General features: G+C 46.0%; 15 protein-coding genes and 1 pseudogene. 9 read left to right on the forward strand and 7 right to left on the reverse strand.

Annotation, left to right across the window (positions count from 1 at the left end; all coding sequences use genetic code 11):
• Positions 1-116: 116 nt before the first annotated feature.
• The 5 genes from kaiC to RIE73_RS16545 all read right to left on the reverse strand — a co-directional run bounded on the left by kaiC (position 117) and on the right by RIE73_RS16545 (position 6,317).
• On the reverse strand, positions 117-1,634 hold the full coding sequence (kaiC, locus tag RIE73_RS16525; RefSeq protein WP_446402216.1) for a circadian clock protein KaiC: 1,518 nt from the start codon (positions 1,632-1,634) through the stop codon (positions 117-119).
• Between the two features lie 50 nt (positions 1,635-1,684).
• Entirely contained in the window at positions 1,685-1,981 is a 297-nt protein-coding gene (locus RIE73_RS16530; protein ID WP_446402230.1) for a circadian clock KaiB family protein, read from the reverse strand.
• A 34-nt stretch (positions 1,982-2,015) separates the two neighbouring features.
• Positions 2,016-2,885, reverse strand: a complete 870-nt coding sequence (locus tag RIE73_RS16535; protein WP_446402217.1) for a response regulator — start codon at positions 2,883-2,885, stop codon at positions 2,016-2,018.
• A 211-nt stretch (positions 2,886-3,096) separates the two neighbouring features.
• Positions 3,097-3,627, reverse strand: coding sequence for a DNA-binding protein (locus tag RIE73_RS16540; protein WP_446402218.1), 531 nt, complete (start codon positions 3,625-3,627; stop codon positions 3,097-3,099).
• Between the two features lie 278 nt (positions 3,628-3,905).
• Positions 3,906-6,317 carry a sensor histidine kinase gene (locus RIE73_RS16545; RefSeq protein WP_446402219.1) on the reverse strand — a complete coding sequence of 804 codons (2,412 nt, stop codon included), beginning with the start codon at positions 6,315-6,317 and terminating at the stop codon, positions 3,906-3,908.
• A 37-nt stretch (positions 6,318-6,354) separates the two neighbouring features.
• Between RIE73_RS16545 and RIE73_RS16550 the strand changes: the two genes are divergently transcribed.
• Positions 6,355-6,498 carry a hypothetical protein gene (locus RIE73_RS16550; protein WP_446402220.1) on the forward strand — a complete coding sequence of 48 codons (144 nt, stop codon included), beginning with the start codon at positions 6,355-6,357 and terminating at the stop codon, positions 6,496-6,498.
• Positions 6,499-6,608: 110 nt separating this feature from the next.
• Here RIE73_RS16550 and RIE73_RS16555 read toward each other — a convergent pair whose 3' ends face one another.
• A complete protein-coding gene (locus RIE73_RS16555) occupies positions 6,609-7,484 on the reverse strand; it encodes an MBL fold metallo-hydrolase (protein WP_446402221.1) in 876 nt (291 codons plus the stop codon).
• A 232-nt stretch (positions 7,485-7,716) separates the two neighbouring features.
• On the opposite strand from RIE73_RS16555, the gene RIE73_RS16560 reads away from it, so the two are divergent.
• From RIE73_RS16560 to RIE73_RS16585, 6 genes and pseudogenes are all read left to right on the forward strand, one after another.
• On the forward strand, positions 7,717-8,208 hold the full coding sequence (locus RIE73_RS16560; RefSeq protein ID WP_446397973.1) for a MarR family winged helix-turn-helix transcriptional regulator: 492 nt from the start codon (positions 7,717-7,719) through the stop codon (positions 8,206-8,208).
• A gap of 93 nt (positions 8,209-8,301) precedes the next feature.
• The gene (locus RIE73_RS16565) at positions 8,302-9,060 is read left to right on the forward strand and encodes a hypothetical protein (RefSeq protein WP_446402222.1); all 759 of its coding nucleotides are present in this window, start codon (positions 8,302-8,304) and stop codon (positions 9,058-9,060) included.
• 229 nt (positions 9,061-9,289) lie between these two features.
• Complete coding sequence (locus RIE73_RS16570; protein WP_446402223.1) at positions 9,290-10,096, forward strand: TrmH family RNA methyltransferase; 807 nt, start codon at positions 9,290-9,292, stop codon at positions 10,094-10,096.
• Between the two features lie 249 nt (positions 10,097-10,345).
• Positions 10,346-10,594: pseudogene (locus RIE73_RS16575) on the forward strand (hypothetical protein); the annotation flags it as partial.
• 387 nt (positions 10,595-10,981) lie between these two features.
• Entirely contained in the window at positions 10,982-11,119 is a 138-nt protein-coding gene (locus RIE73_RS16580) for a hypothetical protein (protein WP_446402224.1), read from the forward strand.
• A 384-nt stretch (positions 11,120-11,503) separates the two neighbouring features.
• Positions 11,504-12,697: a S8 family peptidase gene (locus RIE73_RS16585; RefSeq protein WP_446402225.1), complete on the forward strand. Its 1,194-nt coding sequence runs from the start codon at positions 11,504-11,506 to the stop codon at positions 12,695-12,697.
• Positions 12,698-13,090: 393 nt separating this feature from the next.
• On the opposite strand, the gene RIE73_RS16590 is transcribed toward RIE73_RS16585, so the two are convergent.
• Positions 13,091-14,140: a group II intron reverse transcriptase gene (locus RIE73_RS16590; RefSeq protein WP_446402231.1), complete on the reverse strand. Its 1,050-nt coding sequence runs from the start codon at positions 14,138-14,140 to the stop codon at positions 13,091-13,093.
• A gap of 265 nt (positions 14,141-14,405) precedes the next feature.
• Between RIE73_RS16590 and RIE73_RS16595 the strand changes: the two genes are divergently transcribed.
• Both RIE73_RS16595 and RIE73_RS16600 read left to right on the forward strand, forming a co-directional pair.
• A complete protein-coding gene (locus tag RIE73_RS16595; RefSeq protein WP_446402226.1) occupies positions 14,406-15,263 on the forward strand; it encodes a ChaN family lipoprotein in 858 nt (285 codons plus the stop codon).
• Positions 15,264-15,292: 29 nt separating this feature from the next.
• Positions 15,293-15,778: a hypothetical protein gene (locus RIE73_RS16600; protein ID WP_446402227.1), complete on the forward strand. Its 486-nt coding sequence runs from the start codon at positions 15,293-15,295 to the stop codon at positions 15,776-15,778.
• Positions 15,779-15,936 lie beyond the last annotated feature (158 nt).

The following is a 15,936-nucleotide window of genomic DNA, read 5'->3' on the forward strand; positions in this document are numbered from 1 at the left end:
GGAACAGGCAATAGGCAATAGGTAAGGCAGACTGTAGAGACGTAGCATGCTACGTCTCTACATCTCCCCCATCTCCCAGACGTTCCACGGTCACGTCGGTGCAACCCCATCTTCCCTTAAGTCTCTTCAAACAAACCACCGAGGCGGTCAATTTCACTCTGAGTCATATACGTCGGACTACCGGAGAGAATGCCTGTAATGTTGCGGAATGGGTTGCCGATGTGCATCCCGCTTTCATCAATGGTAAACTCGCGAATTTCCTTATCGTGTTTTGAACCGCGCATTTTTAGCACCGTTAAGCCCCGACGAATTTCTCCATAAACTTCCACATAGCGTAGTAATATAATTGAATCCGTATTGGTGGAAATATGGGATTCGGTGACCGACATTCCACCCATTAGTGCTGGTGTATTCGCCGTGAGTAGTCCCATAATTCGTGCGTCTTTTAAGATAGCATTGAGGCTGAGAATAAATTCCCGAAATCCTTTGAATGGGGCAAGATTTTCCAAGGCTGAAACGCTATCCACTGCCACCCGATCTGGTTTAAACTCTTCGATAACTTGCTTGATTTTCACCAGATGATTTTCCAGCCCGGTTTCTTCCGGATAGCGACAGAAAACCTTCAGATTGCCCTCTTGTTCCATCGTCTCAAACCCCCTGCCCCAGCCAGCCGCATTTCTATATAGCTGTTCCCGGCTTTCTTCAAAGGCAAAGAGCAAACATCGTTCTTCATTCTTAACACCCCCTGCCAAAAATTCGGTCACCATTAAAGTTTTGCCTGTACCTGTCGCCCCCGATACCAGAATAATCGAATCGCGGAAAAATCCACCTCCACACATCTCATCTAATTCAGCATTGCCTGATGTAACTCGCCGTGTGGAGGATTTTCGCTCTAATTTTGAGGCGCTTAGGGGAAGGACAACAATACCTTGATCGGGCAAAATCGTAAAGGGAAATTCACCATGTTGATGAGGAGTACCTCGGTATTTGAGAATTTCAATCGTGCGGCGACGTTTCTCTTCCACTAGAACATTGCGTAAAATGACTACATTATCGGCGACAAATTCTTCTACACCATAGCGACTAATATCCCCATATTCCTGAGTCCGTTCTGAGGTCAATACTGAGGTAATTTCCCGTTCCCGCAATGCCCAAGCAATATCAAATAAATCGCCGCGTACTTGAGCCATATCGGGTATATAAGAAAACACGGCACCTAAGGAATCCATGGAAACTCGTTCCGCTTGGACTTGTTCTATGGCATATTCTAAGCGAGCCAGCAAGGGACCGAGATCATATTCACCACTAACTAAGGGTCGATTTCCGGTTTTCGGAGACGCATCAACAAATGCCCATTTTTTTTCAGCTTCCCATTGTTCAATCTCCCAACCAAAGCCGCGCATATTTTTGCGAATGGCTTGGGGGGATTCTTCAAAGGTGACAAAGACACCGTTTTGTCCTTCTTTGATTCCTTCAACCAGAAACTGACAGGCAAAAATCGTTTTGGCACTGCCTGCTGTACCTGCCACTAAGGTGGTTCGACCTTTAGGTAGTCCCCCTTCTGATAATAGATCAAAGCCAGAAATGCCCGTTTTTACTTTTTCGATAAACTCTGGCGGTTGTTGTTGAGTCATTCCGTTGCTTTTTTAGTAAACTTGGGAAATCTAGAATAGCATTCGGGGGGCTATTGCTCAATCTTGTTGAGGCTGATGCCGATATTCAACCCCCATAAAACCGTTTCCTTGTCGGACAAATCTCCGACAATTCGCTGGACAGGATTGGGACATTCTTTAATTAAGGTCGGGGTGACTAAAATATGTTCCGTCTCCGCCAGTTGGGGAGATTTGGTCACATCAATCACCGTTATCTTATATTGACCCGGCAGTTCCTGGTCACAGAGTCGATACAAGTTGGCGATCGCGCGTTGCGATCGGGGTGTGTCTCCGGTAACATAAAGTTTGAGCTGATATCGTTCACACATGCTGGAGTAATTAAGGACTTTAGCATACTGCTGTTTAGGACGGACTGGACTTGTTAGCATCTTTTTCTAAGTTGATTTTACTCAATCCAATAAAATATCTGCGATAGTAAGCGGTTAAGTTGCCCATAATTTCTAAAAGTAAAAAGCGTCCTTCTGTGGTATAAGCTTGTGCCTTACGCCGATTCACCGCTTGGCTTTTTTGTTTTAAGGTTGTCGTATGTAGCTCGATCAGATCACGGGGAGAGGCTTGAAGTAACCCCAACTGTTCGGCAAAATTCGTTAAATGCATTGATAGCTGATGGTCAACTTTATAGACACGTTCTTCTAATGCCCATTCCATGAAATCACCATAGCGTTGCCTGAGTTCCTCCAATACATCCGGCATTCTCTTATGCAGGGGTTCGACACTGACCGATTTTGGCGTCGAGTTGATCTCGCCAGAGATTAACTTTTCTAACTCTTCCAGCTCTTGCTGCTGCTGATGGCGTTCGAGTTCAGCCAGTTGATATTGTCGCTCCAAGGCGGCGCGAATCGCGTAGACGAGTAAACTGGTATTCAGCTTCGCTTTGGGTAAATAGCCATAAGCTCCCATTTCCAGGGCTTTAACCGCAACTCGCTCATCTTCAAGAACACTTTGGACGATAATCGGTACATCGGGTGCGGTTTGCTGCATTTGTCGGAGGGTGTTCATTCCCCGACTATCGGGTAACATTAAATCTAATAGCACGACATCGATACCTCCTTGCGCCAAATAACCTCGTCCCTCTTCTAGTGTCTCAGCACAAACCAGTTCAAATCCTCTGCTAAATGAGGGAGATTTGGCTTGGGTTATGAGGTTTTCCAGTTTTTCGATGTCATCGGGGTCATCTTCAACCAGTAAAACGCGGCAACGGTGATCCAGCATGAGTGGCGATTTTAGATAGTGACTTCTCCAATGATATAGTCGCCGAACCCATGCATGGCGTTTTTAGGGAACAGGGAATAGGGAATAGGGAATAGGGAATAGGGAATAGGGAACAGGGAATAGGAACAACCACACACGCCATTTAGGGTAGGGACACGATATTATCCATAGGTGTCAACTTAAGGAGAGAAAGCCGGACATATCACCCCATCTACTCTATCTGCATAACTTCAACGCGATTTGGTATAACTGCGCCCGACTCGTCTAACTGCCAAGACATCACTTTGACGTTGTAATAGGTTTCGATCCAAACCTGGGCACCACAAGATTGGGGACGATCCGGACGATAAACCACACGGCATCCTCCCGGTATTTCCACTTCATGTCCATAAACATTCGTCTTGCTCTTTTGGGTCGTCTCTTCCTTTGCTCCCATCGGCGACCTTGAGTTGCTTCGCTTCTTCACCGTGATCACGGGTTGGCGTGAGTTGTCTTTTTGATTGGAGCGAATTCTTTGTGTATTAACGTGAATAATCGTTTTCTTTCTTTTTCGGGCATTGCTCCAACGGGGCTGCGGTCCTCTTTCACCTCGCTTAATTTGGGGTTTGCCGTTAAATAAAGGCATTAACCACATCTTCCCAGTCTTGTAAGCACCTTCCACTCTGCCCTGGATCAGCAGGACTCTCAGTCGAGCCGTGGAGATATTTAAAAGTTGAGCCGCTTGTGTTGTGCCGATGATCATGTTACCTATGATGACACCGTAATAGTTTTGATCAGGGTAGTTATAATTACGTTTACCCATTATACTCAACCCAAGCCAAATAAACTTTCCCTGTGAGATAGCGATCGCAACCGGGTTAGCTGAGCCAAGAAAAAGGTTGTTGCACAAAGGGGAACAATTTGGCTCCGGTTCGGGTAGGGTGAGAATCAAGGTATTGCTGCCCTTTGGAGCTTCAGTTGACACCAATGGATATTATCGTGTCCCTACTGGTAGCTCCCAGACGTTCCACCGGAACGTCTCTACAGGTTTGTCGGGAGTGTAATCGTAAACATTGCCCCTTCCCCTGGAACGCTAGAGGCGGTAATCGTTCCTCCGTGACGTTGAGCAATTTTGCGGCAAATCGTTAACCCTAACCCTGTACCCTCATAGTGACGGCGACTGTGTAAGCGTTGAAATGCCTCAAAGATTTGCTCCTCATACTCTGACTTAAAGCCAATTCCTTCATCTTTGACCACAATTTGCTCCTGATCCGGGAGTTGACTCGGCTGGGAATAAACCTTGACAACAGGCGCTATTTCTGATTGATGAAACTTCAATGCATTACTTAACAGATTCTGCATCAGTTGTTGCATTTGTAGGGGATCAGCCTTAACAGTGGGTAACGCTTCGACATCAACAGTTCCCCCCGTTTCCTGGAGTTGAATATCCAAATCAGCTAACACCTCTTGGACAACCGTATTTAAATTGACCCGAACAAAGGGTTGAGCTTGAGTCATCACCCGCGATAACATCAATAAATCATTGATAAAGGTTTGCATTCGCTCTTTGACCTGATGCATCCGTCTCAGGTACTCCTGCCCTTGTTCATCCAAAACCTGACCATAGTCTTCTGTAAGTAGGTCATTCAGCATTTGCCATTTATGCAGGGGGGAGAGTAAATCGTGGGACACGATATAAGCAAAGTCTTCTAATTCCCGATTACTGCGTTCGAGTTCACTGACCAGATTTTTCATCTGGATTTGGGTTTGTTTGATCTGAGTAATATCTTGAATTTGCCCGACAAAATGCAACGGTTGTCCCTGACTATCCCGCACCATAGACACACTTAACAATACCCAGATGATATGTCCTTGCTTATGAAAATACCGCTTCTCCATTTTATACGTTTGAATCTCACCCGCTAACATCTGATGCGTGTAGCGCATATTAGCGTCTACGTCATCGGGATGGGTAAGACTCTGAAAGTTTGTCGCCAGTAATTCCGATTCTGAATACCCCAGCAATTCACAGTAAGCCTGATTAACGCGGAGAAAATGACCATTGGGTGCAACCAAAGCTCCACCCGTTGCGGCATCATCAAAGGCACGGCGAAAGCGTTCTTCACTCTGGCGAAGTTGTTCTTCAATTTGTTTCACGTCGGTAATATCTCGCCCTTCGGGAATCAGCAACACCACTTGTCCAGTATCATCGGTAATTGACTTAAGAGAAAAGTCAATCGTGGCAATCCGATCGCCTGCCCCTTGCACATCAACTTCATAACGGATAAACTCACCTTGAGCCGCTTGTGCGATCGCGTCTTTCAATTGCTCTTGAGTTTGGGCTGAAATCGTCCACCACCTGGTTTGCCAAAAGGGTTTACCAATCACCTGATCGTGCCGCAATCCACCAAAATCCAATGCTGTCTGATTCGCTTCGAGTACAGTACCATCGGGTTCGAGTAAACCAATAAACTGAAACGTCTGGTCAAAAATGGCATGGAATTTCTGTTCACTAGCTAACAGCGCCTGTTGAAACTTCTGTCGCTGGGCATCAATGGCATTCAATCGCCTCGCATTACACCAAATTAATGCCCCAAAAATGATAATTGCCAAGACACTGCGAAAAGCAAATCCCAAGATAGGCGGATAGAGATCAGCACGAAACCCCAGTAACACCACCCAGCCCAACACAGGCGGAATACTAATCACCACGGGGAGGAGACGCCGTGCCATAATACCCCCAGCGCGATCGCTAATCACCACCTTCATCGCCCCCCAATCGGCACTCGCACCGAGAATCCCGATCGCCAGTAAGATAAAGCTAATGGCAGTATGAATTGCCATGCCTGTATAAGAACCAACACTATAAAAGAGAGGAATTTGGTAAAGGTGACCGATTAGCCCAAAAGACGCCACCAAGAACACCAAGCTCGTAAAAAACTGGGCGGAAAAATACGCCTCTTTCCCTAACAGCAGCAACGCCGAACCCAACAGCAAAAAGTTAGACGCGGTATTCGGTGCCATCCGCCCCCCAGCAGCAGCATCTACCGCATCAGGGCGTTCCTGAATAACCAGTTGGTCAATACCAAAGTTGAGATTAAAACTATATTGAATAACAGTCAGCACACCCAGGACGATGACGAACACCGCGAGCACCTGTGAACCAATCAATGATGACCGATAGGGTGAACGCTGTTTGCCTTTCTTCTTCCCTAAATGCCACAGATAGAGGGAAGCCCCACTAATAATAAAGCCAATGGCTGTATTGGCTTTCATCGTCACCAATCCCGGTACAACACTTTTAAACAGGGAAAGGTTAAACATCCAACCCAACAGCGCCAGACAACCAATCCCGATGACAATCATACTGACAGCTTTAGAAACGGACTTGAGTTGCTGACTCAGAACCGAAGCTGGTCGAATATTAGGCGGTTGGATGTAGTCATGAGTCATAGCTTAAAGAATAGGGGAAGCAATGTAGAGACGTAGCATGCTACGTCTGGGAGCTGGGATTGTAGAGACTCCTCCAGTGGAACGTCTGGAAGCTGAGGGAGTTGTAGAGGCAGGTTTTACCGTTAACAGGAAGGGTTTCACCCTGATGTCACTAAATCAAATCAGTGTCCCTAACCTCTAACTTTGTTACCCCCTCCCGCCAATAAATCTGTGAAATCAGTGTCACTCACGCCTCACTTCCCTACCCCCTCTCTCCAATAAATCCGTGAAATCAGTGTTTTGACAACCTACTTAGCGCACCGTTTCCATCCAATGAATACACTTGTGCATCTGTTGGCGCATGGTTTCCTTATCTGCATGATACCGCCGTCTATGTCCTGGAAGTACCCACTCAAACCGATAAGTAGCCAGACGCCGCATCGAGTTGAGCAATTCTGACCAAGAGTACCAGCAGACATGGCGAAAGGCATAGAGTTGATGCAGGCGATCAGACCAAGCCAGATGATCCCCACTAAACAGAAAGCGTTGCTGATAGAGTAAAACAGTATGACCTTTAGTGTGACCCGGAACCGGAATAATTAACAAATCTGGAGAGAGTGCGATCGCGTCATCCCCGGTTAACTGAATTTCCACATCGCGAGTCTTGGCGGTAATATCATCACTGTGCAGAATGCGATCGCAGCCAAAATGATCTCGAAACTTTTCATGGTCGGCAATATCATCGCGATGGGTAAGATACAGATAGCGAATCTCCCCCTTCTCTTCTAACCGTTTCACCAACGCTGGCGTAAATCGAGGCGAATCCACTAAAATATTCCCCTGATCCCGGACAATCAAATAACTCGCCGCCCCATAGGAACTTTCCGCATGATACCCACAGTGGTAAACATTATCCGCGATCGGAATCGGAAACGTCTGCTGAACATCTTTAATATCCTTCGGCTTATCTACCGTCCCAATCGAAGCCGTAGGACAGGATAACAACGCCTGCATCGCCGCTAACCGTTCAGCCTCATTCGTCGGTTGATGATAAACCGCAGATTGTGCATCCACCCGATGGAAGACATTAGGCGCCATCCAGCGACAAGTATCACAATCAATACAAGTTTCATCCACATAAACATCACCCTTAACATTTTGGGGACGACGTTGATCAAGAGTAGCCATCGTTTTATCGGAATTTTAACTATATGATCAGATGCAATACTTATAAAGTAGGAAATATAAATAAAAATGCCCTCTATCCCAAGGGGAAGAGAGCATTGTGTGGTTTTGAGGTGTGAGGAGTGAATCAATATCACTTAGTTACACTCTAGTCAGTGGATGTGACGCATCTGTGACGCTCCCATGACAATATGTTAGTGGTTAATGTCAAGTCCGATAATATAGAAACAAATCCATGTTGGAATTAGAAGATTTTCCCAACTCTGAAACACTAAAAGTATTCGCCGCACGATTTCCGGAGTTAGACATCAGTGCCTTACAAACCTGGTTAACTCTCATGCACGTTTCCGGTGAGGTTGTATCCTACCTAGAGGATTACTTATCAGATTACGGTCTTTCCCAGCGGAAATTTTTCATCCTAATTCTGCTAGCGCGAAATCCCAATGGATTGAATATTTCCCAACTCGCCGAGAAAACGGGAGTGTCTTGCGCCTCAATCACCGGGGTAGTCGATCGCATGAAAAAAGCCAACCTGGTGACGAGGGAAGAAGACAGCCGCGATCGCCGAGTCATGGTAGTTCGACTCGCTCAAGCGGGAGAGACGCTGCTGGAGAAGGTTCTACCCGATCATTATCGCCGGGTGGCTGAGTTGATGTCATCTCTGAACCAGCAGGATCGGCATAGCCTACAGACGTTACTTGAACGAATCCGTCTTAACCTGCGCTGAATCGGAGGTTCGCCAATTCGTGACTTGACAGGTTAGCATTTATTTAGCATATTAAATATTAACCACTTAAACAAAAGCCGTTTCACAGGAATCATGATCAAAACCACTCATGTACTGATTCTGTTGTCTGTGGTTGTAGGCATTGGCGCTTCCCTGGGATTGACCGGTGCCAGCCAGTTTCCCCAAACCAGCCAACAGAACTCACCCCTAGATAAATCCAAAGACGTACAACCCGAACAGCAAAGCATGATCACCCAATCACTCAACCCCTCTATTCCGGCGAACCAACTGGCTGAAATTGAGCAAAGGGTAGAGATTCCCAGGGGCTTCATTCTCACCACCAGTCAATCCGTCACCATGGATGGCGAAGCCGTTTGGCATCTCCGGTATGAACGAGACGATCAACAGAATCAGGGGCTCTATGGAGAACACTTCAGTGTGGTGGTGTCACAGGATAGCAATCGGCTTAAGGGAATCACCCGAATGGATGCCAAGCTAAGTCATGGAGATCTTCCCAACAAACAAAGCGCCCAAAACGTTGCGATCGCCTATCTGCAAAACTATGCTCCTGATCTGTTGAACTCAATGGAGGTTCAGTGGATTAAGCCTCATGACGAACAAATACAGATCCGCCAGGAAACGGGGGAACCACAAACCGTTACCATCACCGGGATGAAGGTAAAATGTTACAACCCAGCCGACGGCAGTTATTTCTGGGTAATTGTCGGACCCCAGGAGCAGATCATCACCTTTGAGCGAGACATCATCTGGTCAACCAATTTGGGACAACGCCAAACAGAAAAATGGCTGCATGATCAATGGGTAGCACAGCAGCAAACGACTCCCAGTTAAGCAGAATGGTAGGGTAGGCAGTGTCCACCTTACTGGACTGACACAGCTAAAATTGTGGAATAGATTTTACCATTGAATCGGGCGCAAAGCTTTGCGCCCCTACGGTTTCGGGGCGTAATTCTAATTCATCAAATAAGGTGTGTCACGCCACTACTGGACTGACATGGCTGAAATTGTGGAATAGATTTGACCGTGAAATTGGGAACGAGCAAAAAATCCCCACCTAACAATGACAGCAAAAAAAACAAAGCATCCCAGAGATAAATTTATTACCGTCTATGGCAGAAAACCCGTATTAGAAGCCTTATCGAAGCCAGATATTATTATCGATAAACTCTTAATTGCCAATAATGCCAGCGGAGAATTCATTGACGAAATTATCAAGCAAGCCAAACAACGCGGTGTCAAAATTTCGCGAGAATCCCCAAAATACATTACCCGAATTTCGCGCAACGGTCGTCATGATCAAGGCGTCGTTGTCGATGTCATTCCCCCCGCGATGGAAGCCCTATCCACCTATTTAGAACGCGAACAATCTTATCCCCCTAACCAGAAACCCCAAACCCGCCAATTCTTAGCCTTAGATGGCGTCAAAAATCCCAGTAATGTCGGTATGATCATCCGCACTTGCCTAGCCGCTGGATTTGACGGAATTATCCTCCCCCGAAAAGGATGTCCTGACTTGAATCCGCTAGTCATTAAAGCCTCAGCAGGCACAGCCTTTTATACCAGAGTTCTACGCTGTGCTGAACTATCTGAAGCCCTCCAGCAATTGCGTCAGGCAAACTATACAATTTATGGATTGAGCGGCACAGCTTCCTCAACAATTTACAACCTATCCTTTTCTCCCTTTTCCGTATTTGTGTTAGGAAATGAAACCGAAGGAATTCATCCCAATCATCACAACTTAATTGATACATGGGTATCGATTCCCATTGACTCCCCAGCCGAATCCTTAAACGTCGCCTCTGCCGCTGCCGTCGTGTGTTTTGAGTTAAAACGTCAACATTTAGAGCAGATCGCACTCAAACCGTAGGGTGCGTTAGCGCAGCGTAACGCACCGAATTATCGCCATACCGAACCACAACATGGTGCGTTACGGCGCACTTAGGTGTTGAGATAATAAACGTTAATCCTCAAATGCGCCTAACGCACCCTACGACTATTACATATTGACCATTATAAAATTAATGAATGCTGATTAAAAATGTTATCAGCACTGGATTTAAGTTACAGAATAGTATGTCGAGATTAGCCTCATAATCTTTGTTGTATCTTATTCCCATTGAATTCTGTGGAAGCTGAACTCTTACGAAAGGCGCGACGATAAAGACGTTCTCTACCAGAAGCGAATTTACCCCGTTTATGGATTCTGTCACCCTCTTGTTCTCGACGCTTACTCAATGGGTTTTGTGCCAAATTGAGTCAGGATGAGAATTGGGGAGAAGGGGTTTACTTCTTACCAGAGTTTCAAAGAACAGCACTGGTGGCGATTAACCAATTACCCGTAAATCAAGATACACTTTGGTTAAGAGCGCGATCGCATCCATGTTACAGTTACCTCATCAAGAGTTGACTCCTTTGCTGTTAACGCTTTCTCGTGAGGAATTATTAGAACGGTTTGCTAGGTAGAGATAAATGCTTGATTATTGGACAGCGTTTACATTACAAGGCGAGTGGAATTAAATCCCAAAATTGTCTCAAACCGTAGGGTGCTATCTTCGCAGCGTAACGCACCGAATTATCGCCATACCGAACCGCAACATGGTGCCCTGCGGCGCTCTTATGTGGTGAAATAATAAACGTTAATCCTCCAATGCGCCTAACGCACCCTACAATTTATAATTTTACTCTCTGACTTGCATAAGCTTCTCTACTCCAGAAGTAGAGATACACAGTAGCGTATACAAGAGTACTCAAGATGAAGCGATTTGTATCTGCCATTTTAATCACAGCCTGTTTGTGGAACATTGACAATCTAGGTTCACATCCTCAACCGTCTCTAGCTCAAACCCAAGCGACTGAAACATTATCCTACTCATTCTATGGCAAACTTTGATTGTGTTACCGAATGAAATCATCATTAGTTTTGCACCAGGGACATCTGAAACCCAGAAGCAACAAGTGTTGAACGAGCAAAACTTAGAAACTCAATCAAGTCAGTGGGATTCAGTCAGCGACACCGAATTTTATTCAAGCCATTTCAGATAACTTTGTTCCCCAAACCAACCTGATTAATTCTAGCCAAGAAATTCTTGATCCGCAGCGAGTCCTGCAACAACGCCTTGCGCGTTTACCTAAGCCCAAAGACACTCCCTTTTCAACCGCCTTATTACCGCTACTGTGGCATCTCGATAGTACACCGCAACGAGGCAAATTTTTACCCCGCACCGATATTGGCGCGATCGCGTCTTGGCAAGCCAGCCAGGGTGGGGATGGGGTTGTGGTTGCGGTGATTGACAGTTTGATCCAGTGGGATCACCAGGATTTAGCCAACAATATTTATACCACCGATCATTATCCCGACAAACTCCCCGGTGAGGTCAAGGGTTGGGATTTTTCCAGTTCTGGACAAGGCGATCCCGATACTCGCTTGAGTCGGAAAGAACGGGATATTATTCAGCCCCATTTTCGCCGTACCTTTGAGTTATCTTGTCAGGAAATGGTGGAAGAGTATAAAAAAGTAGCCTTACTATTCGCTCAGAAGAATCCTGATGCTTCTACTTGTGAAAGGGGGAATTCAATTAAACAATACTTTCGCAGTAAGATAACATCTGAATTTCATGGAACCTGGGTGTCTGGTGTAGTGGCGGCTCATTCTCCAGATGAAAACGGAATAGTCGGGGTTGCGCCTCAGGCAAAAATTTTACCGATTCGCGTCTTTGGATTAAATGGTGAAATAGATTCCGCCTCATTAATTGAAGCGATTGGCTACGCCGCCGCACGGGATGTTGATGTGATTAATTTGAGTTTAGGATCATTGATACCTAATCAAGAATTAACGGAACAGATTTTAACGGTTTTAGAGGCAAATCCTCAACTGGTAATTGTCGCTTCAGCCGGGAATGACAATCGGTCTGGAATTAGTTTCCCGGCGGCTATTCCCCAAGTTCTTTCTGTCGGGGCGACAAATATGCAAGGTGAGCGCAGTTCCTATAGTAACTATGGCAAAGGGTTGGATATAGTTGCTCCCGGTGGAGATATCAGTCGCAGTTTAAGTGGGGGTATTTTAACCACTGGAGGGACTGGATTATCATCATTATGGCAAGGGATAACGAAACCTGACTATGCTTGGGGATCTACTCTCGATCCCTTGGGAAACTATGTGCAAGTTCAGGGAACATCTTTTGCTGCACCTGCTGTATCTGGGGTAGTGGCTTTAATGAAAGGAGTGAATAATACCCTGAATCGAGAGCGAATTATAGATGTGTTGGAAGAAACAGCCAGTTATCAGGGATTAACGCTAACGGAAACGGAACAGGATCTTTATCAAAGTTATCAACAAGCCCGTTTAACTGAGGAAAAACCCGAAGAAAGACCCGAATTTTTAGTATTTCCTGAACCCAGTTCCGCTGAGAATTATTTCTTTGGTCTGGGTTTGGTGAATGCAGAAGCGGCGATTCAAGCTGTGCAGTAGCTATTCGGTCTTTAAACCTTAATAACAATAGCGAAATCCTTGTAGTGCGTTAAGCGAAGCCATGCCGCAGGCTTTGCATCTTGCTCGCTACTCATCCCATTATGTTCGCTACTCATACCAAGTTGCGTTCTATCATGTCATTCTGAGCGGAGCGAAGAATCTGGACAGATGCTTCGCGTCATTCCGTTTCACTGCATTCTACTCAGAATTACAGATTCTACCCTAGTGGACTGACACAGCTAAAATTGTGGAATAGATTTTACCATTGAATCGGGCGCACGCCATGCGCCCCTACGGTTTCCGGGCGTAATTGTCGGGTAAGGTTTGAGGGTCGCCCCTCTCCCCTCCCCTGAGAACCGTACATGAGACTTTCGCACTCATACGGCTCAAGCCTTACTTCAAGCGAGATTTGACTGGGATTTTATGTACCTGCTTGTGACACGGTTTGTGTATGTGCTGGAGGTTTTCCACGTCGTCTGTTCCACCTTCAACAACAGGTACTATGTGATGGATTTCGATTTCTTCTCCGTTGCATAAAGGTTCGCCACATTTTGAACATTTCCAGTCTTGGTTCTCTGCTATCTTATAAAGTTTGGAACCTTTATCAAAGCGAGTTTTGCCAAGCTTCCGGTGACGTTTATACCAATATTCTTTTAGGGAGGGGTCGTCGGGACTTGCGTCTCCTTTAACCTTGATATGGCGTTCGATGGGAGTAGATGCGATTTGGTATAGGATAACTTCTTTATCCTTTCCCTGGCGGTCGCTTGTGGTACAAGCGAATGTCCATCTATTGCCTTTAATGGTTTTGAAGTAACGCTTGCGAATCCATTTTTTGTTTTTGTTGGGGTGTCTACGCTTCGCCCAACGCCAAAGGTATTGCCATACTCGATGGGAGATATAGCTAAAGGTTTCTTTGCTCACTACTCCTTTGTAGTAGTTGGCAAAACCCCTGAGAATTGGATTGAGCTTCCTAGTTAGAACTTCCTGTTCTACACCATTCAGGTTTTTGATTTCCTGACCCAACCGTTTACAGAAGGCTAATACCTTTTTCTTGGACGGTTTGATCAGGAGTTTTCCATTGTAGTGCCGGGAATTCAACCCAAGGAAGTCGAAGCCATCTTCCATTGACGTAATTACCGTCTTCTCAGAACTCAATTCAAGACCTCTTTGAGACATCCATGCTTGAATCAGGATTCGGGCAGCTTCGAGACTTTCTTTGTCTCTAGCCGTGACGATGAAATCATCGGCATATCGCACCACCCCAAGTTTTGAATTGGTGGTTTTTAGATAGGTTTCTAAACCCTGCAATCCAATATTGGCTAGGAGCGGGGAGATTACTCCGCCCTGCGGTGTGCCTTGTTCTGTTGGGTTTAATTCCCTTTTTAACACAAATCCTGCTTTTAACCATCCTTTGACGAGTTCTTTCTTAGGAAAGGTGTGAATCCGCTAGGGAAGTCGGCTTCCCGTGCTAAATGACCAGTTCAGGTCGCGCCTAATTCATCAAATAAGGTGTGCCATGCCCCTACAATGATGAATTAGATGATAGATTGAAGATGTCCCAGGATTGACGTGCGACTATAAAACTTGTAAGATTTCTAGCGTGGCACAGCTAAACCAGTGGAATAAATTGTAGGTTATTTTGACGTCAGGAAATCTCAGCAAATATAGGCTAAAGCCCTTACTACGAACCCAACTCTGCGCTTTGTCTTTGGGTATCGTTTGCTTCTGTACCCCCCCGGCTGGCGCTGAACTGTCTCCAACGCTGAAACCACCAGAAAATCAATCGGTTGAGATGCAGTTTGAAGCATCTCCAGAAACGATTATTCAGGAATTGGTTAAAGCCGATGTCGTTTATCTAGGGGAAATTCATAGTAATCCTGATGACCATAAAGCCCAACTGGAAATTCTGCAAGCCCTTTACCAAGAGAATCCCAAAATTGTCCTAGCGATGGAAATGTTCCAGCGTCCCTATCAGGATATTCTGGATCAATATTTAGCTGGACACCTGACAGAAACTCAATTGATTGAGCAAACAGACTATGAACAACGCTGGGGATTTCCCTGGGATTATTATGCCCCCCTATTACAGTTTGCTCAAACCCATCAACTGCCTGTTTTAGCCTTAAATACCCCCACGGAAATTAGCCGCAAAGTTGCCCGGAATGGCTTAGAAAGTCTCACCCGTGACGAACTTCAACAGATTCCCCCCCTAGACGAAATTCGCACCGATAACGTAGACTATCGGCAAATGGTTGAAGCGGTTTATAATCAGCATCAACAGGCAGGTCATGGTAATAGCGATCGCTTTGAGCGATTTTTCACGGTTCAGGTACTGTGGGATGAAACCATGGCAGACGGGATTGCTGATTTTCTCACCGCCAATCCAGATTATCAAGTCGTCGTGATTGCAGGTAGGGGTCATATTGTCTATGGCTATGGTATACCCAGCCGAGTTGCCCGTCGTCTGAGTTATCGTCCCTTAATTCAGCGTTCGGTGTTGTTCGGTATGCCGGAAGCGGTAGAAGAAAATGGTGCGATCGCAGATTTCTTTTGGCAACCTCGCTAATATTATCAAAGAAGCACGTTGCTGTTGACATGCAATACCTACCCGATTTAACCAACCGTTTGCACTATCAAGGGATTTACCCCTGTCCCATCTGTCGTGTGGGTCACATTCAAGGGATGCCATTAATGGATGCGATGGCTTGTGAGGCTTGCCGTCATATTTTCGTGGCTGACTTGGAACAGCAATTATTGAAAATGACCGATAGACAGCCTCCCCTCACCTGGCGTTGGAATGGCAAAAACTGGGTAGGGGCGCATCTCCAAGGCGTTGAATGGGGATGGGTGACTTGGATTTTTGCGGCGGCGTTTGTGATCCTACCCACCACGTTAATTGGCGTCGCTGCCTACACCTTCCCGCCAACGCCCGGTAGTCGCTTGGCTTGGCTACCTCTGGCTTGGACAGGATTAACCTTTTTCTTCCATTTTGCCGTTATTGTCTGGCTATTAATGGAGTTTTATCAGTTTCCCCTGCGAGTCTACTTGCGAACTCGGCGGCGACGTTTACTGAGGCGTTAATCAAAAGGCAGAGGGCAAAGGGCAGAAGGCAGAAGGTTGCAGCCGAATATGATAGGAATGGTCAATTGTAGGGGCGGGTTTAGGGACACTTGTAGGCGCGTCAAGATGGACAATACTAGGGGCGCCTAAATCCACAAATGTAGGGGCCCGAATAGTTA

Origin of the sequence: Coleofasciculus sp. C1-SOL-03, from assembly GCF_040220555.1 — a bacterium.
GTDB lineage: Bacteria > Cyanobacteriota > Cyanobacteriia > Cyanobacteriales > Coleofasciculaceae > Coleofasciculus.